Consider the following 23,811-nt stretch of genomic DNA (forward strand, 5'->3'; position numbering starts at 1 on the left):
AGGCGCAATGGAGAGCCGGATGTGGGGTGGGGCCCCGTGCAACATCAAGGCTTGCATCCGCCGCGAAACCCGCCTAGAGGCCGCCGCTCGGTCGGGGCGTAGCGCAGCCTGGTAGCGCATCACACTGGGGGTGTGGGGGTCGCAGGTTCGAATCCTGTCGCCCCGACCAATCTTCTTCGAAACATCGGCGGATGATGACGAAGCGGGCGAAAGCCCGCTTTTTCGTTTTGGTGTGTTCCTTCCGTTTGCTCGGCGCGGAGTGGGGACCGGGCGGCCTGGCGTGATGGCGGACCAAGTGGCCGAAGCTGAATGGCGGCTATGGGTGGAAAGCGGACGTTTCCCGCTTACTATCCGGCGAGCTTATGGCGGGCTGCTGCGCGGAGGATTGTGCGGCCCAGTAGCGCGAATAGAAGACCAACGCCCGCGAAGAAAGCGAGCAATAGGCCAATTTTCATATCAGACGAAGGCTCGCCGGTATTCCTGTCGTAGATAGGGACATCGAAGCCATAGTGCGCAACGCCCACAACTAATGAGAAAATAACGAATATGGACCGATCAGGATCATTGCCTGCGGAATGCGACGTGCGGTATAGAGACGGCTCATCGAGGTACCATGTCGCCATAGGCGAACGTCCGCAACTGGGCGGAAACCGCCGGTTCTAACGCACCGTCATTCCTGCTGTCGCCATCTGCGACAAGAGGTTGGCCCGCACCGCATCCGATACCGGCGGGAGGGGCCGCGCCGCCTTGCCGTGGCGTAGGCGTTCGCGGTCCTTCTCGTCCGGCTCCACCCGGCGCACCCGCACCGCCGCTTTCCCGACCGCGCGCAGGCCCAGTTGCTCGGCGGCGCCGCGCGACAGGTCGATGATCCGCGACGATCCCGCGAATGGTCCGCGATCGTTGATCCGCACGATGATCCGTCGTCCCGTATCCAGCGCCGTAACCTCGACATAGCTGGGCAAAGGCAAGGTGGTGTGCGCCGCCGTCGCCCAGCCGGGGCGGAAGCGCTCGCCATTGGCGGTGCGCTTGCCCGATTCGTTGCCATACCAGCTGGCATAGCCCAGCATGTCATAGGTCGTGTCCTCGGCGGGGACATAGGTGACGCCGCGCACCGTATAGGGTTTGCCGATCCGCACCGGATAGTCGCTGACCGGCCGGTAGTTCCCGCCCGAACAGGCGGCGAGCAGGGCCGCCGCCGCCGGGGTGCATCGGCGCATCGCTTTCCAAACCATGGCCCCCGATTAGGCCGCAAGGCGCCGACGATAAAGCGGTTTGCGCCTCGCTTGGCCGCATAGTATCCGTGAGCGGGGCGGCTTTCAGCCGTCCGACCAATCGCGCCGGTGCCCTTTGGGGCTTGAAACGGGAATGTGGTGCAAAACCACGGCTGTCCCTGCAACTGTAAGCGGTGAGCGAGCGATGCTTGTCTCCATCGAGAGACCGCCACTGGAGACGATCCGGGAAGGCCGCATCCTTTCGCTTCGACCCGCGAGCCAGGAGACCTGCCGGTGCGAGTCGCTCTTGCCGCGATCCAGGGGATGGTCATCGGCGGGATATATTGTATCATGCGAGCGACGCCCATCGGGCCGATCGAATCGGTATCTGCCCCGGCGTGCGTCCGTCCGGGTAAGGTGCCGACTGCACGAGCAGAGATCCGGCCCTTGTCGCAACGGCGCCGGGGGAGGGCCCATCCGCCCATGTCCGATCTTTTTCAACGCAGCGGCAAGCCGCTGAAACACCGCGTCGCGCTGCTGATGGGCGCGCTGATCGTCGTCAATCTGGTCGTCTGGGGCTGGGCGCTGAGCGTGTTCGCGGGCAACAGCCTGATGCTCGGCACCGCGCTCCTCGCTTATAGCCTGGGCCTTCGCCATGCGGTCGATGCCGACCACATCGCCGCCATCGACAATGTCACCCGCAAGCTGATGCAGGACGGCCAGCGTCCGATCGCAGTCGGGCTGTGGTTCGCGATCGGCCATTCGGCGATCGTCCTGATCGCGGCGACGACGGTCGCGCTCGCCGCCAGCACGCTGTCCGATTTCGAGGCGTTCGGGCAGAGTGGTGGCACCATCGCCACCATCGTCTCGGCGAGCTTCCTGTTCGCCATCGCGATCATGAACCTCATCATCCTGCGCGATGTCTGGACCCGTTTCCGCCGCGTCGCGCGGGGCGAGCCGATGGCGGAGGCCGATGCCGATATGCTGTTTTCGGGGCAGGGGCCCTTGTCGCGGCTGTTCCGTCCGCTCTTCCGGCTGATCCGGCGGAGCTGGCATATGGCGCCCTTGGGCTTCCTGTTCGGGCTGGGCTTCGACACCGCGACCGAGGTGGCGATCCTGGGGCTGTCGGGCGCGCATGCGGCCGACGGGATTTCGCTTGGCACCATCCTCGTCTTCCCGGTGCTGTTCGCGGTCGGCATGGCGTTGATCGACACCGCCGACGGGCTGGTGATGCTGGGCGCCTATGAGTGGGCGTTCGTCCATCCCTTGCGCAAACTCTATTACAACATGACGATCACCTTGGTGTCGGCGCTGGTCGCGCTGGTGATCGGCGGGATTCAGGCGACCGCGCTGCTCGCCGAGCGGTTCGGTTGGACCGCGGGGCCGTTTCGCTATGCGGGCGCGCTGTCGGAGCATTTCAACGTGCTGGGCTTTGCGATCGTCGGACTGTTCGTCGTCTGCTGGGGCGCGAGCTTCCTCCTCTATCGCTGGCGTGGGTTCGCGGCGATGGAGGCGCGAATTGCCAAGCCCGGCGCGGCGGGATAAATGCCGCCCATCGGGACTGAAAAGTCTCGAAGATCGCGCCGGTGCCCCTTGGGGCTTTGAAACGGGAATGGGGTGCAAATCCCCGGCTGTCCCTGCAACTGTAAGCGGTGAGCGAGCGATGCTGGTGCTGTTGGAGGCACGGCCACTGGAGTGATCCGGGAAGGCGCATCCTTTCGCTTCGACCCGCGAGCCAGGAGACCTGCCGGCGTCATGGTCGCTCTTGCCTGGACCCAGGGGGTGGTCGGGGCACGGTTCTCCGTCGGGGAGCGACGAAGCCATGCGGCCGGGGCCGCATCGGTCGCCGGGCTAAGAGGTGGACGCAATCGACCGCGCCCGTCCGCTTTCCCATACCGGCGATTGGCTCCCGTGCCGCTCTCGCTCGTCCGGCGCGTCGGAGAAACATCATGCGTGACCTGTCCAAGGTCCCCGTCACCATCGTCACCGGCTTTCTGGGCGCGGGCAAGACGACGCTCATCAGCCATCTGATCCGCAATGCGGGCGGCCGTCGCCTGGCGGTGGTGGTCAACGAGTTCGGTACGCTGGGGGTCGATGGCGACATCCTCCAGTCCTGCGCCATACCGGATTGCCCGGCGGAGAATATCGTCGAGCTGGCCAATGGCTGCATCTGCTGCACCGTCGCCGACGACTTCATTCCGACGGTCGAAAAGCTGCTCGCGATGGAGCCGCGCCCCGACCACATCCTGATCGAAACCTCGGGGCTGGCGCTGCCCAAGCCGCTGCTCAAGGCATTTGATTGGCCCGCGATCCGTTCGCGGATCACCGTCGACGGTGTCGTCGCGCTGGCCGATGCAGAGGCCGTTGCGGCGGGCCGTTTCGCCCCCGATCTCGACGCGGTCGAGGCGCAGCGCGCCGCCGATCCCAGTCTCGACCATGAAACCCCGCTGTCGGAAGTGTTCGAGGACCAGCTCGCCTGCGCCGACCTCGTCCTGCTGACCAAGGCCGATCTCGCCGGGCCGGAGGGTGTCGCCAAGGCGCGCGAGATCATCGCCGCCGAAGCCCCGCGCCCGCTGCCGATGGTCGAGGCGGTGGACGGCATCGTCTCCGCCGAGATCGTGCTGGGTCTGGAAGCCGCCGCCGAGGACGACATCGCCGCGCGCCCCTCGCACCATGACGGCGCGGACGATCACGAGCATGACGATTTCGACAGCATCTCGGTGATGCTGGGCGAGGTGGAAAGCCCGGAGGCGATCGCCGCGCGGATCGTCACGCTCGCCGAGCAGCAGGATATCCTGCGCGTGAAGGGCTATGCCGCCGTGGCGGGCAAGCCGATGCGGCTGCTGGTCCAGGCGGTCGGCCGCCGGGTGCGCACCCATTACGACCGGCCTTGGGGCGCGGGCGAACCGCGCGGCACCCGGCTGGTCGTCATCGCCGAGCATGACCGGATCGACCCGCCCGCGATCGAGGCCGTGCTGAAGGGCTGAGCGCCGTGCATCTCGTCTTCCGCGAGAGCCATGGGCTGGAGGAACAGGCGGTTCCGCAGGATCTGGGGCAGCGCCCCGGTGACGTGGTGGTGTTGTCCTTTTCCGACAGCGATCTGAGCGCCTTTGCGGCGGGTTGGCGGGCGGGCGGTTTCGACTGGTCGCTGCGGCTCGCCAATCTGGCGGCTTTGGTCCATCCGCTGTCGGTCGACACCTATGTCGAGCAGACGCTGGTTCACGCGAAGGCGATCCTGATCCGGCTGATCGGCGGCGCGCCCTATTGGGACTATGGCCTGCGCGAGGTCGAGCGGCTGGCGCGCGAACGCGGCATCGCGCTCGCCGTGCTGGCGGCGGACGGGCGGGAGGATCGCAGGCTGGCGGTGGCATCGACCGTGGACGAGGCGATGCTGCGGCGGCTGACCGCGCTGTGCGATGCGGGTGGGGCACAGGCCGCCGCTTCGGCCTTGGCCGCATTGATGGCCGTGCCGCGCGATCACGCCGGGCCCGTCGCGGTGGCGCCGGTCGGCGGCTGGAACCCCGAAGGCGTCGTCTGTCCGGCAGCGGTGTCGCTGGAGGCGAAGCGACCGCGCGTGCTGATCGTCTTCTACCGCGCCTATCTGGTCGCCGCCGACCTCGAACCGATCGCCGCGCTTCATGCCGCTCTGACCGCACGCGGCTTCGACCCGGTGGCGCTGTTCGTCCCCTCGCTGAAAGCCGAGGGCGCGGGGCCATGGATCGCGCGCTGGGTCGGGGCGCTGGCCCCGGTCGCGATCGTCAACGCCACCGCCTTCTCCGCGCGAGGAGAGGACGACACCACGCCGCTCGACGGCGCGGGCGTGCCGGTGTTCCAGGTCGCACTGGCCACGAGCGACCGCCAGGGGTGGGACGAGGCCGCGCGCGGCCTGTCCCCCGCCGACCTCGCCATGCATGTCGTCCTGCCCGAGATCGACGGACGGTTGTTCGCGGGCGTGGTCAGCTTCAAGCAACCGGGCGAGCGCGACCCCGATTTCGATCTGGCGCTGCGCCTCCACCGCGCCGAGCCAGGCCGAATCGAAGCGGTGGCCGACCGTGTGAAGGGCTGGGCGAAACTCGCGGCGACCCCGGCGGCGGAGCGGCGGCTGGCGATCCTGCTGTCGACCTATCCGGGCAAGGACTGGCAGGCGGCCCATGCCGTCGGGCTGGACGGGTTCGCGTCGGCGGAAGCGATTCTCGAGGATTTGCGCGACGCCGGTTACGATGTGGCGACGCGGGCGGATTTGCCCGTGGCGCTGTCGGAGAATCGGATCACCTGGCCGGTTGCGGCCTATCACGAAGCCTTGGCCACGCTCCCCCAAGCCTTGCGGGCCGATCTTGCGGCAAGCTGGGACAGGGTCGAGGATGATCCGCTGGTCGAGGATGGGCATTTCCACTTCCTCGCGCTGCAACTCGGCAAGGCCCTTGTCGCGCTCCAGCCCGAACGCGGCCGACCGAGCGCGCGCGCCGAGGATTATCACGATCTCTCGCGCTGCCCCCGCCACTCCTATGTCGCCTTCTATCTCTGGCTGCGCGCGCAAGGGATCGACGCGTTGGTCCATGTCGGCGCGCATGGCACGCTGGAATGGCTGCCCGGCAAAGCGGTGGCGCTGTCCGACGCCTGCTGGCCCGAGGCGCTGACCCGCGACTGGCCGGTTCTCTATCCCTTCATCGTCAACGATCCCGGCGAGGCGGCACAGGCGAAGCGGCGCTTGGGCGCGGTCACGATCGGCCATATCCCCCCGGCACTGGTGCAGGCCGAGACGGGCGCAGGGCTGGGGCGGCTGGAGGCGTTGCTCGACGAATATGCCAATGCCGATGGGCTCGACCCGGCACGTCGCGACAGGCTTCGTACCAGCATCGCCGAGGAGGCGGAGAGCGTCGGTCTCGGCGAGACGCTGGGGCTGACGGGGGCAGACGACCCGCTCGCTCGGATCGACGCGTTCGTCTGCGATGTGAAGGACAGCCAGTTCGGCGAAGGGCTCCACGTCTTCGGTCGGGGTGAGCAGGGGGCGGCGGAACGCACCGGGTTGCTGGCGGGGTTGGACGGCAGGCGCGTGGCGGCGGGGCCGTCCGGCTCGCCTTACCGGGGCCGTGCCGATGTGCTGCCGACCGGACGTAACCTCTATGCCATCGACCCCCGCGCGGTGCCGAGCCGCGCCGCGCAGACGCAAGGGATCAAGCTCGCCGAGGAACTGATCCGGCGGCATATGCAGGAGGAGGGCGATCACCTCCGCACGCTGATCGTCGATCTCTGGGGTTCGGCGACGATGCGCACCGCGGGCGAGGAGTTCGCCATGGCGCTGCACCTGATCGGGGTCGAGCCGGTCTGGGATCATCGTTCCGAACGGGTGACGGGGTTCGAGGTGATGCCGCTGATGCGCTTCGACCGGCCGCGCGTCGATGTGACGCTGCGCGTGTCGGGGCTGTTCCGCGATGCCTTTCCGCATCTGGTCGCGCTGTTCGGACAGGCGGTGCGCGCACTGGCGGGGCGGGACGAAGAGCCGGAATGGAACCCCTATGTCGGGCAGGCCGCGCCCCGCGTCTATGGCCCCGCGCCGGGCCGCTACGGCATCGGGCTCGACCCCGAGGCGGGGTATGACGAGGCCGCGCGGATCGAGGCGGGGCGGAGCTGGCTCGCCGCGTCCGCGACCGCGCTCGATGATGGTGACCGGCGCGATACGGATGGGATCGCCGCGCGGGTGGCCGGAGCGCAGGCCTTCGTTCACCTCCACGACCTGCCCGAAAGCGATTTGCTGCTTGCTGCCGATTATGCCGCGCACCAGGCGGGGTTCGCGGCGGCGCGCGCGGCGCTGGGCGAGGGGGCGGCGTCGCTTTATCATCTCGACACGCGCGATCCGGCCCATCCCAAGGCGCGCACGCTGGCCGAGGAGATCGCCCGTACCGTCCATGCCCGCGCCGCCAACCCACGCTGGGTCGATGGGATGATGGCGCATGGCTTCCGGGGCGCGGCCGAGATTGCCGCGACGCTCGACCATCTGGGCAGCTTCGCGCATCTGGCGGACGTGGTGCCCGCCGCGTTGATCGACCTCTATTGGGACGCGACCTTGGCGCGCGAGGACGTGCGTGACTTCATGGCGCAAGCGAACCCGAAGGCGTTGGCGGCGATGGAGGCGCGCTTTGCCGCGCTTCATACGGCGGGGCTGTGGCGGACGCGGCGCAATTCGGTCCTTGCTATGCTGGACGGCGCGGCATGAGCGGCTTCGTGGTCAAGGGCTGGTGCCCCGATGCGTGGCGACCGATGATGGCGGGGGACGGCCTGCTGGTCCGTGTCCGTCCGCCGCTGGCCCGCCTGACGGCGCGCCAGGTCGAGGGGCTGTGCGAGGCGGCGACTCGATATGGCAACGGCCAGATCGACTTGACCAGCAGAGCCAATCTGCAACTGCGCGGGGCCACCGACACGAGCTGGCCCGCGCTGCTCGCCGAATTGCAGGCGCTGGGGCTGGTCGATCCCGATCCGGTGCGCGAGGGGCGGGGGGCGATCCTCATCAACCCCGATTGGCAGGAAGGCGATGAGTCCCATTCCATCGCGACCGAATTGCGCGAGCGCTTGGCGGAACTGCCCGACCTGCCCGGCAAGGTTGGGTTCGCGATCGATGCAGGCGATGCTCAGATGCTGGACCGGGCGTCTGCCGACTTCCGCGTCGAGCGCGCCGCGACGGGGGGCTTGTTGCTCCGCGCCGATGGGCGAGCGACCGGCGTCGCGGTGACGCGGAACGACGCGACCGAGGCGCTGATCCGGCTGGCGCATTGGTTCGTCGCCAGCGGCGGCGCGAAGGCGGGTCGGATGGCGCGCCTCCGCGTCCCGCTCCCGGCATGGGCATCGGGTGATGTCCCGCCCGCCTCCGCCGCCCCGCCGCTGCGACCGGGCGCGCATCCGATGGGGGCGGTCTATGGCCTGCCCTTCGGCCGGATCGCGGCGGGCGCGCTCGGTGCATTTGCGACAGAGTATCGTGCCCCGATCCGCCTGACCCCATGGCGCATGTTGCTGGCCGAAGGCGTCGTCCCACGGCCTGCCTCGGATATGCTGCTGGAGGACGCCTCGATCCTGCATGTCGACGCCTGTGTCGGTGCGCCCGCCTGTCCGCAGGCCAGCGTCGAGACCCGCGATCTGGCCGCCCGGCTCGCCCCGCTGGTCGAGGGCTGCCTGCACATATCGGGTTGCGCAAAGGGCTGCGCGCGGGCACGGGCGGCGGATTGGGTGCTGACCGGGCGCGACGGGGCTTTCGATCTGGCCAGACACGCCCGCGCCGGGGCCGCGCCCCTTCACACCGCATTGTCGCCCGAGCGGGCGGTCGCGCTTCTCGGAGCTTCTTGATGCCGTACGTTTACGAAACCGATGGCGCGGCGATCTATCGCCAGTCCTTCGCCATCATCCGTGCGGAGGCGGACCTGGGCCGCTTCGACAAGGAGGAGGAGCCGGTCGCGGTGCGCATGATCCATGCCGCAGGGCTGGTCGAACTGGCGCCATCGATCCATTTCTCAGCCGGTTTTGCCGTAGCAGGACGGCGGGCGCTGGCGAACGGCGCAGCGATCCTGTGCGATGCGCATATGGTCAGCGAAGGGGTCACGCGCGCCCGGCTTCCGACCGACAATCCGGTGATTTGTACCTTGCGCGATCCCTCTGTGCCCGACCTTGCCAAGCAGATGGGCACGACCCGCTCGGCGGCGGCACTGGAACTGTGGCGGCCGCATCTGGCGGGCGCGCTGGTCGCGATCGGCAATGCGCCGACCGCGCTCTTCCACCTGCTGACCATGCTGGAAGACCCCGACTGCCCGCGTCCGGCGGCGATCATCGGTTGCCCCGTCGGTTTCGTCGGCGCCATGGAGTCGAAGGACGCGCTGTGGGAGGTGATGCCGGTCCCTTGCGCCATCGTGAAGGGCAGGCCGGGCGGCAGCGCGATCACCGTGGCGGCGATCAACGCTTTGGCGAGCCGCGCCGAATGAGCATCGGCACCATCCACGGCGTCGGCCTCGGCCCCGGCGCGGCGGACCTGATGAGCGTCCGCGCCGACCGGCTGGTGCGGGCCGCGCGCCACGTCGCCTATTTTCGCAAGGCCGGGCGGCGGGGCCACGCCCGCACCATCGTCGACGGGATGCTCCGCGACGATGTGGTCGAGTTCCCCATGGACTATCCGGTCACGACGGAGATCGACTTCACCGACCCGCGCTATAACGAATGCCTGTCGGCCTTCTATGCGACATGCACCGCACATATCCTGTCGCTGGTGCAGGGCGGCGAGGATGTGGTGGTGCTGTGCGAGGGCGATCCGTTCTTCTACGGCTCGTTCATGCATCTGCACAGCCGGTTGAAGGATCACGCCCCCGTCGCGGTCGTGCCCGGCATCACCGGCATGTCGGGGGCCTGGACCGCGAGCGGCGCGCCGATCACCTGGGGCGACGATGTGCTGACCGTGGCGATGGCGACCTTGCCCGAAGACGAACTGACCCGCCGCATCGCCGAGACCGATGCGCTGGTCGTCATGAAGATCGGCCGCCACCTCCCCAAACTGCGCCGTGCCATCGCAGCGGCGGGGCGCGAGGGGCAGGCCTGGCTGATCGAACATGCCGCACAGGCCGCCGAGCGGGTCCGCCCGCTGGCCGAGGTCGAGGACGCGCCCGCCCCCTATTTCTCGATCGCGCTGATCCATGGACAGGGGCGGCGACCATGAGCGGCTGGCTGATCGTCGCGGGGCTGGGGCCGGGGGCGGAGGACATGGTCACGCCCGAGGTGTCGGCGGCGCTGGCGGACGCGACCGATGTGGTCGGTTACATCCCCTATGTCGCGCGCGTCCCCGAGCGGCCGGGCCTGACCCGCCATGCCAGCGACAACCGGGTCGAGCGTGACCGGGCGCTCCATGCGCTGGAGATGGCCGAGGCGGGGGGGCGCGTGGTCGTCGTGTCCTCGGGCGATCCGGGGGTGTTCGCGATGGCGGCGGCGATCTTCGAGCGGGTGGAGGAAGACCCTGCCCGCTGGTACGATCTGGACATTCGCGTCCTGCCCGGCATCACCGCGATGCTGGCGGCGAGCGCACGGGCGGGCGCACCCTTGGGCCATGATTTCTGCGCGATCAACCTGTCGGACAACCTCAAGCCCCAGGCGTTGATCGAGCGTCGGCTGCGACTGGCGGCGGAGGCGGATTTCGCGATCGCGCTCTACAATCCCCGGTCCAAGGCGCGACCCGACGCGCTGGACGCGGCCTTCGCCTTGCTCCGCGAGACGTGCGGCGACGACCGCTCGGTGCTGTTCGCGCGCGCCGTTTCCACGCCGGAGGAGCATCTGCGCATCGTGCCTTTGCCGGAGGCCAGGGGCGAGATGGCGGATATGCGCACGGTCGTCATCATCGGCTCCAGCCGCACCCGGATCGTGCCGCATGGCGGGAGGCCGATCCTCTACACCCCTCGGACGACGCCGTGATCCAGCCACTCCAGCACCTGCGCGACGCTGCCCACCTGCGGCCGGTCGGGGATGAAGGGGCGGTCGATCATCACGACCGGCAGCGTCAGTTCGCGGGCCGCATCCAGCTTCGCCCGCGCGCCCGATCCGCCCGCATTCTTCGCGACGACCATCTGAATCCCGTGGTCACGGAGCACCGCCAGTTCGCCTTCGCGCGTAAAAGGTCCACGATCCACGACCAGGTGATGATGGGGCAAAGCGGGCGGCGTGGCGGCGTCGACGAAACGCAGCAGATAGAAATGCTGCGGCGCGCTTGCGAAATCGCCGATCGTCTGACGGCCGAGCGCGAGGAAGGCGCGGACGGGTTCCTCACCCAGCGCCGAGATCGCCTGCACCGTATCGGCCACGCGAATCCAGCGGTCACCGGGACCCGCCGCCCATTCGGGCCGGGTCAGCGCGAGCAGCGGTATCCCCGCTTGTGCCGCCGCCCCGATGGCGTTGGCGCTGATCCGCGCAGCGAAGGGATGGGTCGCATCGACCAGATGGGTCACGCCTTCTCGCCTCAGATAATCGGCGAGGCCCTCGACACCCCCGAAACCGCCGGTCCGCGTCGGGATCGCCTGCGCGCGCGGGGCTTCGGTACGGCCCGCATAGCTCAGCACCGCCCGTTCGCCGCGTGCGGCCAGCGCGGTGGCCAGCGCGGTGGCCTCGGTCGTGCCGCCGAGCAGAAGGATATGGCGCATGGCTGACTCCCAGGCGTGGCTGACGATCGTCGGGATCGGCGAGGACGGCTGGGATGGCCTGAGCACCCCCGCGCGTGCCGCGATCGAGGCCGCCGATAGCGTGATGGGCGCGCCGCGTCACCTGTCGCTGCTCCCCAAGACGGGCCGAGCCGAGCGACTCGTCTGGCCGGTGCCCTTTGCCGACGGGGTGCCGATGATGATCGAACGGCGGGGGGAGCGGGTGGTGATGCTCGCCTCGGGCGATCCCTTCTGGTTTGGGGCGGGGTCGGTGGTGACCCGTCATCTGGCGCCGGGGGAGTGGGTGGCCTATCCTGCGCCCTCTACCCTGTCGCTGGCGGCGGCGCGGCTGGGCTGGCCGGTCGAGACGATCCACAGCGTCGGGCTTCATGCGCGACCGCTGGAGACGTTGCGCCCGCATCTGGCACCCGGCCGCCGGATACTGGCGTTGATGCGCGACGGCGCTTCTGTGACGGGTCTGGCCGCATGGTTGTCCGAGCGGGGTTTCGGCGACAGTGCGCTGACCGTGCTGGAGGCTTTGGGCGGACCGCGCGAGCGTGTGCGACACGGCACGGCGGCGGCGCTCGACTGGACCGATATCGCGCATCCCGTCGCGGTGGCGATCGAGCCTGCCGGGGAGGGTCGTGTCCTGCCGAGCGTGAGCGGGCTGGACGATGACTGGTTCGCGCATGATGGACAGATCACCAAGCGCCCCGTCCGCGCATTGGCGCTGTCGGCACTGGCCCCGCGACCAGGCGAACTGCTCTGGGACATCGGCACCGGATCGGGCTCGGTCGCGATCGAATGGCTGCTCAGTGATCCAACGACCCACGCCATCGGTTTTGAGCGTGACTCCGACCGTCTGGCGCGCGCCGCCGACAATGCCGCGCGGCTGGGCGTGGCGCGGCTGGAACTGGTCGAGGGCGATGCGGTGGCCGAACTCGCCGACCGACCGCTCCCCGATGCGGTGTTCGTCGGGGGAGGATTGTCGCGCGCCCTGGTCGAGGCACTGCGGACGCTTCCTCATTGTCGCCTGGTGGCGCATGCCGTGACGCTGGAGACCGAGGCGTTGCTGGCGGAATGCCATGCCCGATATGGGGGCGAGTTGCTGCGCATCGAACTCGCACGGGCCCGCCCCCTCGGCACCAAACGGGGGTGGAAGTCCAGCTATCCCATCGTGCAATGGCGGGTCGCATGGTGATCGCGGGTTTCGGATGCCGGGCGGGTGCGACGCGGGAATCGTTCCGCAGCGCGCTGGCGGCGGCGGGCGTCCGCCCCGACCGTCTGGCCGTGCCGGAGGATCGCGCGGCGGTCATCGCCGGCTTTGCCGAAGGAGAGGGATTATCCGTCCTGCCCATCGCGGCCGACCGCCTCTCGCGCATGGATACGCCGACCCGCTCCGACCTTAGTCTCATCCATCGCGGCGTCGGCAGCGTCGCCGAAGCCGTCGCGCTTGCCGCCGCCGGCCCGGGCGCACGGATCATCGTGCCCCGCGTGATTTCCTCCGACCGCATGGCGACCTGCGCCATTGCCCAAGGACAATAAGATGACCGTTCATTTCATCGGAGCCGGCCCCGGCGCGCCCGATCTGCTGACCCTGCGCGGGCGCGATCTGATCGCCGCATGCCCGGTGTGCCTTTATGCTGGGTCGCTGGTGCCCGAGGCGGTGCTCGACCATTGCCCGCCCGGCGCGCGGATCGTGAACACCGCGCCGATGACGCTGGATGAGATCATCGCCGAGATCGCCGACGCCCATGCCAAGGGGCAGGACGTGGCGCGGCTTCATTCGGGCGACCTGTCGGTCTGGTCGGCGATGGGCGAGCAGGTGCGGCGCTTGCGCGGCCTCGGCATCCCCGTCTCGGTGACGCCGGGCGTGCCGTCCTTTGCAGCCGCAGCGGCGGTACTGGAAAGCGAGCTGACCCTGCCCGGCATCGCCCAGTCGGTGGTGCTGACCCGCACGCCCGGCCGCGCCAGCGCCATGCCCGAGGGGGAGTCGCTGACCGCCTTCGCCGCGACGGGGGCGACGCTGGCCATCCATCTGTCGATCCACAATCTGGCCAAGGTCGTCGTCGACCTGACCCCGCATTATGGCGCGGACTGTCCGGTCGCGATCGTCTGGCGCGCGAGCTGGCCCGAGCAGCGGATCGTCCGCGCGACCCTGTCCACCATCGAGGCGGCAGCTGCCGACGGGCCCGAGCGGACCGCGCTGATCCTGGTTGGCCGTGTCCTCGACCAGAGCGATTTCGCTGAAAGTCGCTTGTACGCCGAGGGCTATGACCGCCGCTATCGTCCCGGGAACACGATCGAATGACGCCAGGATTGATGATCGCCGCGCCCGCTTCGGGCACCGGCAAGACGACGGTGATGCTGGGGCTGCTCCGTGCCTTTCGCGATGCGGGCGTGGGCGTACAGCCGTTCAAGAGCGGCCCCGACTATATCGACCCCGCCTTTCACCGCGCGGCGTGCGGGCGCGCGTCGTTCAACCTCGACGGCTGGGCGATGCCCGCCGCGCTGCTCGATACGTTGGGGCGGCGCGGGGCGGACGCGGAGCTCGTGCTGGCGGAAGGCTCGATGGGGTTGTTCGACGGTGTCGCCCGGCCCGGCGCGACCGGCATGGGCAGCAGCGCGGAGACGGCCAAGCGCATGGGCTGGCCGGTGATCCTCGTCATCGACGTATCGGGACAGGCGCAGTCGGCGGCGGCGACCGCGCTGGGCTTTGCGCGCTACGACCCTGATTTGCGGGTGGCGGGCGTCATCCTCAACCGGGTGGCGAGCCCGCGTCACGAGCGGCTGGCCAAGCTCGGCTTCGAGGAGATCGGCCTGCCGGTGTTCGGCGCGCTGCCCCGGCGCGGCGACCTCGTTTTGCCCGAACGGCATCTGGGGCTGGTGCAGGCGGTGGAGCATCCCGAACTTGATCGGTTGATCGGTGACTATGCGGCCTTCCTGGCGGCGCATGTCGATCTGGAGGCGATCCGCGCGGCCGCCTATTCCAAGCCCCTAGCCATTGGCGATGCGATCCTGCCGCCACCCCCGGCACAGCGGATCGCGCTGGCGCAGGATGCGGCCTTCTCCTTCGTCTATCCGCATATGCTGGAGGGCTGGCGCGCTGCGGGGGCGGAGATATTGCCCTTTTCCCCGCTCGCCGACGAAGCGCCGGATGCGTCAACCGATCTGGTCTGGCTGCCCGGCGGCTATCCCGAACTTCATGCCGGACGGCTGGCGGCGGCGGAAACGTTCCGCACAGGGCTGGCCGACCATGCCCGGACCAAGCCGGTTCATGGCGAATGCGGTGGCTATATGGCGCTGGGCGAGGCGTTGGTCGATGCCGAGGGAGCCAGTCACCGCATGGCCGGATTGCTCGGCCTCGTGACCAGCTATGCCAAGCGCAAGATGCATCTGGGCTATCGCCGCGCGACGCTGCTCGGCGAGGTGGCGGGGATGCCCGAAGGTGCGGTGCTGGGCGGGCATGAGTTCCATTATTCGACCGTGCTCGAACAGCCCGATGCCCCGCTCGCGCATGTCGTCGATGCGCAAGGCGAGGCCGTGCCCGAAACCGGGTCGCGACGCGGGCAGGTGACCGGCACCTTCTTCCATCTGGTGGCGCGCTGGTGGTGAGCGGGTTCGTTTCTCTTGTCGGTGCAGGGCCGGGCGATCCCGAGCTTTTGACGCTGAAGGCGGTGCGCTGCCTTGCCGAAGCCGATGTCGTATTGTTCGACGACCTCGCCGCCGGGCCGATGCTGTCGCACGCACGATCTGACGCAGAGTTGGTCGCGGTCGGCAAGCGGGCCGGGCGCGCCTCGCCCAAACAGGCGGAGATCGACCGGCTGCTGGTCGATCATGCACTTAGCGGCAAGCGCGTCGTCCGGTTGAAGTCGGGCGACCCCGGCATCTTCGGGCGGCTGGAGGAAGAGATCGTTGCGCTAAAGGCGGCAGGCATTCCCTTCGAGATCGTCCCCGGCGTCAGCGCGGCGAGCGCGGCGGCGGCGGCGGCGGGCTTGCCCTTAACCCGACGGGCCGAGGCGCGCCGGGTGCAGTTCGTGACAGGGCATGACGTGACGGGGGCGCTACCCGCCGATCGCAACATGGCCGCCCTGGCCGATGCGGGCGCGACGACGGTGGTGTTCATGCCCAAGCGGACCTTTCCGGCGCTGGCCGAAGCCTTGGTCGCGCATGGTCTGTCGCCCGAAACGCCCGCGCTGATGGCCGAGCATGTCGGGTGTCCCGACCAGCGGCTGACCCGCTCGACCGTGGCGGGTCTTGCAGCGCAACTGGCGGAGGGGGTGTCGGACAAGGCGGCGCTGATCCTCTACGGCCCGTTGATGGAGGATCTGTGATCCAACTCGATCTGATCGGCATCGGCACGGGCAATCCCGATCACCTGACCCGCGCCGCCGAGGCCGCGATGCGCTTGGCCGACCTGATCCTGCTGCCGCGCAAGGCGGACAAGGCCGAGTTGATCGACCTGCGCCGCGACATTTGCGCGCAGGTGTTGGCGGGCGCCGCAACGCAGGTGGTGGAGTTCGACCTGCCGGTTCGCGCGAGCGAAGGTGCATATCTCGATACCGTCGAGCATTGGCATGACGCGATTGCCGAATGCTGGGCGGCGGAGATCGCGCGTGTTCTGCCGGATGGCGGGCGTGTAGCGTTGCTGGTCTGGGGCGATCCCTCGCTTTACGACAGCACCATCCGCATCGCCCGGCGGCTGATCGCGGTGGAGCGCATTTCGGTGGTGCCGGGGATCACCAGCCTTCAGGCGCTGTGCGCGGCGCATGCGATTCCCTTCAATGCGGTCGGCGCGCCGGTGGTGGTCACGACCGGGCGACGACTGCGCGAGGGTGGCTGGCCGGACGGCGTGGACAGCGTCGCGGTGATGCTGGACGGTGGATGTGCGTTCACGACGCTGGACCAGCCCGATGCGGCCATCTGGTGGGGCGCCTATCTCGGTATGGCGCAGCAGGCGATCGAGGCCGGGCGATTGGCGGATGTCGCCGAGCGGATCGTCGCGCGCCGCGCCGAACTGCGCCGCACGCATGGCTGGATCATGGATGTGTATCTGCTCCGGCGTGGTAGCGATCTGGTGGGGGAAGGGTTTTGACGATGCCCCCCATGATCTTCCTCCCCTGCAAGGGGAGGTGGCAGGCCGGAGGCCTGACGGAGGGGTGTAACCCTCTCGAAAGCGGGACACCCCTCCGACGCGCTACGCGCGCCACCTCCCCTACAAGGGGAGGAATGGGGTTAGAATTCGATGCCCTTCTGCGCCTTTACGCCCTGTTCGCGGAAGGGGTGCTTCACCTGCGTCATGTCGGTGACGAGGTCGGCTGCCTCGATCAATGCCTCGGGCGCGTTCCGCCCCGTGATGACGACATGGGTCATCGCGTCTTTGGTGCCGAGCACCTCCAATACCTCGTCGGCCGGCAGATAGTCGTAACGCAGGACGATGTTCAGCTCGTCCGCGACGATCAAATCGTAGGAGGGATCGGCGATCATCCGCTTGACCTCGTCCCACGCGGTGCGCGCGGTGGCGATGTCGCGGCTGCGGTCCTGCGTATTCCAGGTAAAGCCTTCGCCCATGGCGTGGAAATCGACCTCGGGGAAACGCGCCAGCACCGCGGCCTCGCCGGTGGTCATCGCGCCCTTCACGAACTGGACCATGCCGACGCGCATCCCGTGCCCGACCGCGCGGATCACCATGCCCAGCGCGGCGGTCGTCTTGCCCTTGCCCTTGCCAGTATGGACGATGATCAGGCCCTTTTCGGCATCGCGCGCGGCGACCTTGCTATCCTGCGCGACCTTCTTCTTAGCCATGCGCTCGGTATGTTCGGCGTCGGTTCGCATCATTTCTCTCCTGAAAGCCGCAAGGGGAGGCCCGCCACCACCAGATCGGTCGCATCGCACGTCTGCGCCAGTCGCTGGTTCAGCGTGCCCTGCGCATCGCGAAAGCGGCGGGCGAGCGCGTTGTCGGGGACGATGCCGAAGCCGACCTCGTTGCTGACCAACACGACCGGACCGGGCGCGTCCGTTATCGCAGCGGCCAGCGCATTGCCCGCCGTTGCAAGATCTTCTTCGGCAAGCAGCATATTGGTCAGCCACAGCGTCAGGCAGTCGACCAGCACCACCCGGTCGGCGCGGCTATGTTCGGCAATCGCCTCGGGCAGGGCCAGCGGCGCCTCCACCGTGGTCCAGCGCGCATCCCGATCCGCGACATGGCGCGCGATCCGCTCGCGCATCTCGTCGTCCCAGGCTTGCGCGGTCGCGATGAAGCAGCCTTGCGGCGTCATCGCCTCGGCCAGCGACTGCGCGTGGCGGCTCTTGCCCGACCGGGCGCCGCCGAGCACGAGGATGGTGCGGGGCTTGCTCATGCCAGCCCGCATCGCGGGAGCCGGCCGATGACGCAAGCGGAAATGGCCGCGCTGACCCATCATGGCGGCCGGATCGATGCCGCCAAGGCGCTGTTTCCGGAGGTGGCCGGGCCGTGGTTGGACCTGTCGACCGGGATCAATCCGGTGGCATGGTGCCCGTCAGAGGGGCTGGACGTCGATGCCGGACCTCTGCCCGACCGCAGTACGCTTGCCCGGTTGGAAACGCTGGCGGCGGTCCATTTCGGCGTCGAGGCCGAGCGGGTGGCGGCGGTGCCGGGCAGCGAGATGGCACTGCGCCTTCTCCCCCTGCTCGGTTTGGGCCAGCCGATCGTCGCGGTGCAGCCTAGCTACGGCACGCATGGCGCGGTGGCGTCGGCGCGGATCGATCATTCCGCGCTCGACCCTTGGCAAGGGCAGGGAGGGAGCCTGTTGCTCGCCAATCCCAACAACCCCGATGGCCGCTATCATGCCCGCGAGACGCTGGAGCGACTGGCCGAGGTGCAAGCGGCGGCGGGCGGTTGGCTGATCCTCGACGAAGCCTTTGCCGATGCCATGCCTGATCCCGGTTTCGAGGGGGGCGAGCGGGTCGTCCGATTGCGGTCCTTCGGCAAGTTCTTCGGGCTGGCGGGGGTGCGGCTGGGGTTCGTGATCGCCGCGCCGGCCATTCTGTCGCGCCTTCGCGATCTGCTGGGCGACTGGCCGGTATCGACTCATGCGATCGCCTGGGGGAGTGCCGCCTATGCCGATCGCCAATGGATCGCGACGACGCGTATCGCACTGGTCGAACGGGCCGCGGCACTGGATGCGGTGCTCGCGCGCCATGGCCTGATCGCGCAAGGCGCTTGCTCGCTGTTCCGCATGGTCGAGACGCCCGAGGCGCCGGTGATCTTCGCCCGGCTGGCGGCGGTGGGTATCCTGGTCCGTCCCTTCGCCGACGCGCCCGAGCGGTTGCGCTTCGGCGTTCCGGCCGAGGCGACGGAGCTGAGCCGGTTGGACGAGGCGCTCCGTCATGATTGATCCCGTCGTACCTTTGGCCTTGGCGCTGGATGCCGTGATCGGCTGGCCGGACCGGCTCTATGGCTGGGTCGGGCATCCTGTCGGCGCCTTTGCCCGGTTCCTGAATCTGGCCGAGCGGTGGGGCAATCGGCCGCGCTATCCCGAGCCGTTGCGCCGGGTGCTGGGCATCGTCACCATTCTCCTACTGATCGCGTTGACCGGGGCGGCAACATGGTGGCTCGATCGGGAATCGCATCTGGTGTTCGGCCGCTGGGGCTGGATCGCGAGCGGAGTTCTGGCCTGGCCGGCCTTGGCGCAGCGCAGCCTTTACGTTCATGTCCGGCCCGTGGCGAATGCGCTGATGCGGGGTGATCTGCCCGCCGCCCGCACGCTGGTGGCGCGCGTGGTGGGACGCGATACGGAGCGGCTCGATCAGGCCGGCGTCTCGCGGGCTGCGATCGAGACGCTGGCCGAGAGCTTCTGCGACGGCATCGTCGCCCCGCTCTTCTGGCTGCTGCTGTTCGGGCTGCCGGGGATATGGGTCTATAAGGCGATCAACACCGCCGACAGCATGATCGGGCATAAGGAGCCGCGCTGGCACGCCTTTGGCTGGGCGGCGGCGCGGATCGATGACGGGGCGAACTGGATACCCGCGCGGATCGCAGGGGTGCTGGTGTGCGTGGCGGGGGCGAGTGGCTGGCGGGTGATGCGGCGTGATGCGCGGGTCCATGCCTCGCCCAATGCGGGCTGGCCCGAAGCGGCGATAGCGGGCGCGCTGGGCGTCGCGCTGGCGGGGCCGGTCGCCTATGACGGCGTGACCCATATGAAGCCGTGGATCGGGCGTGAGGGGCGCGCGGCAGCCCCGAAGGACATCCTCACCGCGCTGCAAATCTATGCGCGCGCCTGCCTGCTGCTCTGGGTCATTGCGGGGGGTGTCGCATGGCTGGCGTGATGATTCAGGGCACCGGCTCCGACGTCGGCAAGTCGGTGCTGGTCGCGGGGCTGTGTCGGGCCTTTGCCAATCGCGGGCTGCGCGTCCGCCCCTTCAAGCCGCAGAATATGAGCAACAACGCCGCCGCCACCCCTGATGGCGGCGAGATCGGGCGGGCGCAGGCAACCCAGGCGATGGCGGCGCGGGTCGAACCCCATGTCGATATGAACCCGGTGTTGCTGAAGCCCCAGGGCGATCGTACCTCGCAACTGATTGTGCGCGGGCAGGTGCGGGGGATGCTGCCGGCGGCGAAGTGGCGCGAAGGGCGGATCGGGCTGCTGCCCGAAGTGGTCGAATGCTATCGCCGATTGGAGGCGGAGTGCGACCTCGTGATCGTCGAGGGCGCAGGGTCGCCCGCCGAGGTGAATCTGCGCAGCGGCGACATCGCCAATATGGGCTTCGCGCGCGCGGCCGGCGTGCCGGTGGTGCTGGCGGGGGATATCGATCGCGGCGGCGTGATCGCCTCGCTCGTCGGCACCAAGGCGGTGATCGACCCCGAGGATGCGGCGATGATCCGGGGCTTTCTGGTCAACAAGTTTCGCGGCGATCCCGCGCTGTTCGCCGATGGCATGGCGATCATCGCGGCGCATACCGGCTGGCACTCGCTGGGGCTGATCCCGTGGCTGAGCGAGGCGCACCGCCTGCCGAGCGAGGATGCGGTGGCGCTGGAGCGTCCCGCCGCCGGGGCGGGTGGGCGGCTGGTCATTGCCTGCCCGATCACGCCGCGCATCGCCAATTTCGACGATCTCGATCCGCTAAGGCTCGAACCCCAGATCGACCTGGTCATGGTCCGCCCCGGCCAGCCAATCCCCGAGGCGGCGATGATCATATTGGCGGGATCCAAGGCGACGATCGCCGACCTCGCGTTCCTGCGCGCGCAGGGCTGGGAGATCGATATCGCCGCGCATCATCGGCGGGGCAAGCCGGTGCTGGGGCTGTGCGGCGGGTACCAGATGCTCGGTCGGAGCGTGGCGGATCCGGACGGGATCGAGGGCCCGGCGGGCAGCGTCCTAGGGCTGGGTCTCCTCGATGTCGAGACGGTGCTGACCGGGGAGAAGATGGTGCGGCCGGTGACGGGTGAGGCGCTGGGCGCGGGCTTTGCCGGCTATGAAATCCATCTCGGCCGGACCGAGGGGCCCGACACCGCACGCCCGGTCGGACATCTCGCCGATGGCCGGGCGGAGGGGGCGATGAGCGCCGATGGGCTTGTCGCGGGCAGCTATATCCATGGCCTGTTGGGGCAGGCGGGGCAGCGAGCGGCATGGCTGGCGCGGATCGGTGTCGAAGGAAAGGGCCCCGATCATCATGTCGATGTCGACGCCGCACTCGACGCCATAGCCGCCGTGCTGGAGGCGCATGTCGATTGCGACGCGCTGCTGCGAATCGCTCAGGGCGCGAGATAGAGGAGGGTGGCGACGAGCAACCCGGTTTCGGTCAGCTCGATTCCCGCGCCATGCACGTCGCCCGTCATACCGCCCAGCTTGCGGCGGAACCACAAAGCCAGGCTGACGATCAGCAGCGGGGCGATGGCAAGCGGCAAGTAGAGCAGGCCCAGCACGAGCACGGTGATGATCCAGCCGATCATGTCGAACGGCCGCACCGCGCGCGACACCATCGCGCCCAGCCCGCCGGGCCGCAGCGGCGGCAGGACTCGAGCCCAGACCAGCGGTCCGATCCGCGCCGCCGCCGGGATCAGAGCGACGATCGGCCAGGCCCCGGCGGGCAGGCCGTGGAGCAGCACCAGTTTGGCGAGAAGCTGCATCACCAACGCCACGACGCCGAAACTGCCGATATGCGGGTCGGCCATCACCGACAACAGCCGCGACCTGTCGCCATGCGCCGCGCCCAGCCCGTCGCTCAGGTCCGCCAGGCCGTCGAGATGCAACGCTCCCGTGGTCCAGACCCAGGCGCCAAGCGCCGCCAACGCCCCAACCCAGGGATCGACCAGCGCGGCCAGCCAGCCGGCGCCCGCCACGACCGCGCCGATCGCCAGCCCCGCGACCGGATAAAGGCGGATCGCCCGGGCGAAGTCGGCTTCATCGGCGGCGACCCGGGGCATCGGCAGCCGGGTCAGAAAGGAAAGGGCGACGATCAGCGCCTTCACGTGGCCAGCCCGACGACTTGCGCGGTCCGTGGCTCGCCCTCCCACACGTCGAGCGTCAGCAGCGCGGCATAGGGCAAGGCGAAGGCCCAGAGCGAACGCCGGTCGAACCCACACAGGCCATGCAAAGCCGCCCGCATCGCGCCGCCATGGGTGACGATCAGCGTGGGCTCGGGTGCCAAGTCTGCCATCGCCGCCGTGACGCGCGCGACAAGCTGCGACCAGCGCTCCCCACCGGGCGGCCGGGCGCGATCCGGATCGTCCCAAAAGGCCGATAGCGCGGCCGGGTCGATCGCGTCGGCCGCTTGCCCGTCCCAGTCGCCGAAATCCAGCTCGCGCCAGCGCGGGTCGATCGCGGTCGGTCCCATCGCCTCGGCACAGGTGCGCGCGCGCGACAGGTCGGAGGCGATGCGGTGGGTGACGCTCAGGTCCTTCGCTCGGGCGACGCAGGCCGCGATGCCGTCCGCCGTCACCGGGCTGTCGGTCCGCCCTAGCATCCGACCGCTCAGCACGGGCGCGCCATGGCGCAGCAGGTACAGGCGGAAGCGCGCGGTCACGCGCTGGCGACACCCGCTTCGGCAAAGGTCGCCATGCCGTCATGCGCTGCGATCGCCGCGCGGATGACCTGCACCGCGACCGCCGCGCCGCTGCCCTCGCCCAGCCGCATGTCGAGCGACAGGATCGGCTTCAGCCCCAGGCGGCCCAGCAGCCGGACATGCCCCGGCTCTGCCGAGCAATGGCCCGCCAGGCAGTGGGCGGTGATCCCCGGATTGACGAGCGCGAGCGGTGCCACGGCGGCGGTGCCGATAAAGCCGTCGAGCACGACCGGAACGCCCTTCATCCGCGCGGCGAGCACCGCGCCGGCCATCGCGGCGATCTCCCGCCCGCCCAGCCGACGCAGCACCTCGAACGCGCTGTTCAAATGCCGGTGGTGGAGGGCCAGGCCGTCGGTCACTGCCGTGGCCTTGCGCGCCAGGCCCTCCTGTTCGACGCCGGTACCGGGGCCGACCCAGTCGGCGGCGTTCCCGCCGAAACTGGCGGCGGCGAGTGCGGCGGCGGGGGTGGTGTTGCCGATCCCCATCTCACCGAGCACCAGCAGGTCGGCATCGCCGACCGCCGCCGCACCCGTCGAGAGCGCCGCCAGACAGTCCTCGACGCTCATCGCCGGGCCGGTGGTGAAATCCGCGGTCGGCCGATCGAGATCGAGCGGTACGACCGTCAGTTCCAGCCCTGCGGCCGCCGCCAACTGGTTGATCGCGGCACCGCCGGCGGCGAAATTGGCGACCATCTGCGCGGTCACGTCCGCAGGAAAGGCGCTGACCCCTCGTGCGACGACTCCGTGATTGCCGGCGAAGATGACCGCGCGACCCCGCTCGATCCGGGGACGCGCCCGGCCCTGCCAGCCGGCCAGAAAGACCGCGATCTCCTCCAGCCGGCCGAGCGATCCCGGCGGCTTGGTCAATTGCCCCTGCCGCGCGAGAGCGGCGTCGCGGGCCTGCGCATCGGGCGTGGTCAGCGCCGCCAGCGCGGTCTCAAAGGCGGCGATGGTCGGAAAAGCGCTCATTCGACGACGAAGCCTTCGGGCGGCGTGCGAGTCAAGAAATGGCCTTTCACCCCTTGCGGCCATTGCTTGTAGGGCACCTGGCCCCAGTCGCTGGCGGCATAGGCCCGGGCATAGTCCAGGATCGCGCGGGCGGCATCGTCATCGGGCGCGAACTTGCCCATCACGTAACCGACTTTGCCCGGGCAGCGCAGATGGACGGTGCAGAAGGACTGGCAGGCAAAGAGACAGGGCATCTCCTCCACCGCGACATCGGCATAGGCAGGGTCGGACGCCTGGACGCGGCGCAAAGCCTCGACCAACAGCGCGCCGCCACGCTTGCCCTCTTCGTTCTCGCGGACCTCGTCCGACAGGCGACAGGTGTTGCAGGCGACCACGGCGGGGCCGGGGGCGGCGGGTTTCAGCACGGGTAAGGCTCAGTCATCGGGACATATCTCC

At 69.2% G+C, this 23,811-nt stretch carries 24 protein-coding genes, 1 tRNA gene and 2 riboswitches; of the genes, 17 read left to right on the top strand and 8 right to left on the bottom strand.

Annotated features, from left to right (window positions below):
• Positions 1–92 precede the first annotated feature (92 nt).
• Positions 93–169, top strand: a tRNA-Pro gene (locus SP6_RS14505).
• 490 nt (positions 170–659) lie between these two features.
• Here SP6_RS14505 and SP6_RS14510 read toward each other — a convergent pair.
• A complete protein-coding gene (locus tag SP6_RS14510; RefSeq protein WP_037569898.1) occupies positions 660–1,217 on the bottom strand; it encodes a septal ring lytic transglycosylase RlpA family protein in 558 nt (185 codons plus the stop codon).
• 104 nt (positions 1,218–1,321) lie between these two features.
• Positions 1,322–1,521: riboswitch (cobalamin riboswitch) on the top strand.
• Positions 1,522–1,694: 173 nt separating this feature from the next.
• Here SP6_RS14510 and SP6_RS14515 point away from each other — a divergent pair.
• From SP6_RS14515 to cobJ, 7 genes are all read left to right on the top strand, one after another.
• Complete coding sequence (locus tag SP6_RS14515) at positions 1,695–2,756, top strand: HoxN/HupN/NixA family nickel/cobalt transporter (protein ID WP_007406736.1); 1,062 nt, start codon at positions 1,695–1,697, stop codon at positions 2,754–2,756.
• 22 nt (positions 2,757–2,778) lie between these two features.
• Positions 2,779–2,977, top strand: a riboswitch (cobalamin riboswitch).
• A gap of 183 nt (positions 2,978–3,160) precedes the next feature.
• A complete protein-coding gene (gene cobW / locus SP6_RS14520; protein ID WP_007406739.1) occupies positions 3,161–4,198 on the top strand; it encodes a cobalamin biosynthesis protein CobW in 1,038 nt (345 codons plus the stop codon).
• Between the two features lie 5 nt (positions 4,199–4,203).
• A complete protein-coding gene (cobN, locus tag SP6_RS14525; RefSeq protein ID WP_007406735.1) occupies positions 4,204–7,425 on the top strand; it encodes a cobaltochelatase subunit CobN in 3,222 nt (1,073 codons plus the stop codon).
• On the top strand, positions 7,422–8,546 hold the full coding sequence (locus SP6_RS14530; protein ID WP_037569892.1) for a ferredoxin-like domain-containing protein: 1,125 nt from the start codon (positions 7,422–7,424) through the stop codon (positions 8,544–8,546). Before cobN ends, SP6_RS14530 begins: the two co-directional genes overlap by 4 nt.
• Positions 8,546–9,175 carry a precorrin-8X methylmutase gene (locus tag SP6_RS14535; protein ID WP_007406755.1) on the top strand — a complete coding sequence of 210 codons (630 nt, stop codon included), beginning with the start codon at positions 8,546–8,548 and terminating at the stop codon, positions 9,173–9,175. The genes SP6_RS14530 and SP6_RS14535 overlap by 1 nt, the downstream gene beginning before the upstream one ends.
• A complete protein-coding gene (locus tag SP6_RS14540) occupies positions 9,172–9,900 on the top strand; it encodes a precorrin-2 C(20)-methyltransferase (RefSeq protein ID WP_007406728.1) in 729 nt (242 codons plus the stop codon). Before SP6_RS14535 ends, SP6_RS14540 begins: the two co-directional genes overlap by 4 nt.
• Positions 9,897–10,646: a precorrin-3B C(17)-methyltransferase gene (gene cobJ / locus SP6_RS14545; RefSeq protein WP_007406741.1), complete on the top strand. Its 750-nt coding sequence runs from the start codon at positions 9,897–9,899 to the stop codon at positions 10,644–10,646. Before SP6_RS14540 ends, cobJ begins: the two co-directional genes overlap by 4 nt.
• On the opposite strand, the gene SP6_RS14550 is transcribed toward cobJ, so the two are convergent.
• The gene (locus tag SP6_RS14550; RefSeq protein ID WP_007406731.1) at positions 10,622–11,368 is read right to left on the bottom strand and encodes a cobalt-precorrin-6A reductase; all 747 of its coding nucleotides are present in this window, start codon (positions 11,366–11,368) and stop codon (positions 10,622–10,624) included. The two genes, cobJ and SP6_RS14550, sit on opposite strands and share 25 nt — an antisense overlap.
• On the opposite strand from SP6_RS14550, the gene SP6_RS14555 reads away from it, so the two are divergent.
• From SP6_RS14555 to cobF, 6 genes are read left to right on the top strand one after another with little or no spacing between them, the layout of a single operon-like run.
• Positions 11,367–12,566 (top strand): bifunctional cobalt-precorrin-7 (C(5))-methyltransferase/cobalt-precorrin-6B (C(15))-methyltransferase, encoded by a 1,200-nt coding sequence (locus SP6_RS14555; RefSeq protein WP_007406748.1) that lies wholly within the window; start codon positions 11,367–11,369, stop codon positions 12,564–12,566. The genes SP6_RS14550 and SP6_RS14555 overlap by 2 nt on opposite strands.
• Positions 12,560–12,910, top strand: a complete 351-nt coding sequence (locus SP6_RS14560; RefSeq protein ID WP_007406730.1) for a cobalamin biosynthesis protein — start codon at positions 12,560–12,562, stop codon at positions 12,908–12,910. Before SP6_RS14555 ends, SP6_RS14560 begins: the two co-directional genes overlap by 7 nt.
• 1 nt (position 12,911) lies before the next feature.
• Positions 12,912–13,676: a precorrin-4 C(11)-methyltransferase gene (gene cobM / locus SP6_RS14565; protein WP_007406745.1), complete on the top strand. Its 765-nt coding sequence runs from the start codon at positions 12,912–12,914 to the stop codon at positions 13,674–13,676.
• Positions 13,673–14,980: a cobyrinic acid a,c-diamide synthase CobB gene (locus SP6_RS14570; RefSeq protein WP_007406729.1), complete on the top strand. Its 1,308-nt coding sequence runs from the start codon at positions 13,673–13,675 to the stop codon at positions 14,978–14,980. The genes cobM and SP6_RS14570 overlap by 4 nt, the downstream gene beginning before the upstream one ends.
• The gene (gene cobA, locus SP6_RS14575) at positions 14,977–15,699 is read left to right on the top strand and encodes a uroporphyrinogen-III C-methyltransferase (RefSeq protein ID WP_007406727.1); all 723 of its coding nucleotides are present in this window, start codon (positions 14,977–14,979) and stop codon (positions 15,697–15,699) included. The genes SP6_RS14570 and cobA overlap by 4 nt, the downstream gene beginning before the upstream one ends.
• Positions 15,696–16,460 carry a precorrin-6A synthase (deacetylating) gene (gene cobF / locus SP6_RS14580; RefSeq protein WP_007406757.1) on the top strand — a complete coding sequence of 255 codons (765 nt, stop codon included), beginning with the start codon at positions 15,696–15,698 and terminating at the stop codon, positions 16,458–16,460. The genes cobA and cobF overlap by 4 nt, the downstream gene beginning before the upstream one ends.
• 140 nt (positions 16,461–16,600) lie before the next feature.
• Here cobF and cobO read toward each other — a convergent pair whose 3' ends face one another.
• Positions 16,601–17,200: a cob(I)yrinic acid a,c-diamide adenosyltransferase gene (cobO, locus tag SP6_RS14585; protein ID WP_007406914.1), complete on the bottom strand. Its 600-nt coding sequence runs from the start codon at positions 17,198–17,200 to the stop codon at positions 16,601–16,603.
• Entirely contained in the window at positions 17,200–17,724 is a 525-nt protein-coding gene (gene cobU, locus SP6_RS14590; protein WP_007406903.1) for a bifunctional adenosylcobinamide kinase/adenosylcobinamide-phosphate guanylyltransferase, read from the bottom strand. Before cobU ends, cobO begins: the two co-directional genes overlap by 1 nt.
• A gap of 27 nt (positions 17,725–17,751) precedes the next feature.
• Between cobU and SP6_RS14595 the strand changes: the two genes are divergently transcribed.
• The 3 genes from SP6_RS14595 to SP6_RS14605 are packed head-to-tail and all read left to right on the top strand — an operon-like array spanning position 17,752 to position 21,114.
• Positions 17,752–18,741 (top strand): aminotransferase class I/II-fold pyridoxal phosphate-dependent enzyme, encoded by a 990-nt coding sequence (locus SP6_RS14595; RefSeq protein WP_082052530.1) that lies wholly within the window; start codon positions 17,752–17,754, stop codon positions 18,739–18,741.
• Complete coding sequence (gene cbiB / locus SP6_RS14600; RefSeq protein WP_007406906.1) at positions 18,734–19,672, top strand: adenosylcobinamide-phosphate synthase CbiB; 939 nt, start codon at positions 18,734–18,736, stop codon at positions 19,670–19,672. Before SP6_RS14595 ends, cbiB begins: the two co-directional genes overlap by 8 nt.
• Positions 19,660–21,114, top strand: coding sequence for a cobyric acid synthase (locus tag SP6_RS14605; protein WP_037570027.1), 1,455 nt, complete (start codon positions 19,660–19,662; stop codon positions 21,112–21,114). The genes cbiB and SP6_RS14605 overlap by 13 nt, the downstream gene beginning before the upstream one ends.
• On the opposite strand, the gene cobS is transcribed toward SP6_RS14605, so the two are convergent.
• The 4 genes from cobS to SP6_RS14625 are packed head-to-tail and all read right to left on the bottom strand — an operon-like array spanning position 21,099 to position 23,780.
• On the bottom strand, positions 21,099–21,815 hold the full coding sequence (cobS, locus tag SP6_RS14610; protein ID WP_007406917.1) for an adenosylcobinamide-GDP ribazoletransferase: 717 nt from the start codon (positions 21,813–21,815) through the stop codon (positions 21,099–21,101). The genes SP6_RS14605 and cobS overlap by 16 nt on opposite strands.
• Positions 21,812–22,369, bottom strand: a complete 558-nt coding sequence (locus SP6_RS14615) for a histidine phosphatase family protein (protein WP_007406910.1) — start codon at positions 22,367–22,369, stop codon at positions 21,812–21,814. The genes cobS and SP6_RS14615 overlap by 4 nt, the downstream gene beginning before the upstream one ends.
• The gene (gene cobT / locus SP6_RS14620) at positions 22,366–23,376 is read right to left on the bottom strand and encodes a nicotinate-nucleotide--dimethylbenzimidazole phosphoribosyltransferase (RefSeq protein WP_007406893.1); all 1,011 of its coding nucleotides are present in this window, start codon (positions 23,374–23,376) and stop codon (positions 22,366–22,368) included. The genes SP6_RS14615 and cobT overlap by 4 nt, the downstream gene beginning before the upstream one ends.
• Positions 23,373–23,780, bottom strand: a complete 408-nt coding sequence (locus tag SP6_RS14625; protein WP_007406899.1) for a DUF1636 domain-containing protein — start codon at positions 23,778–23,780, stop codon at positions 23,373–23,375. The genes cobT and SP6_RS14625 overlap by 4 nt, the downstream gene beginning before the upstream one ends.
• Positions 23,781–23,811: the final 31 nt, after the last annotated feature.

It is taken from the genome of Sphingomonas paucimobilis NBRC 13935, assembly GCF_000739895.2.
Classification (GTDB): Bacteria; Pseudomonadota; Alphaproteobacteria; order Sphingomonadales; family Sphingomonadaceae; genus Sphingomonas; species Sphingomonas paucimobilis.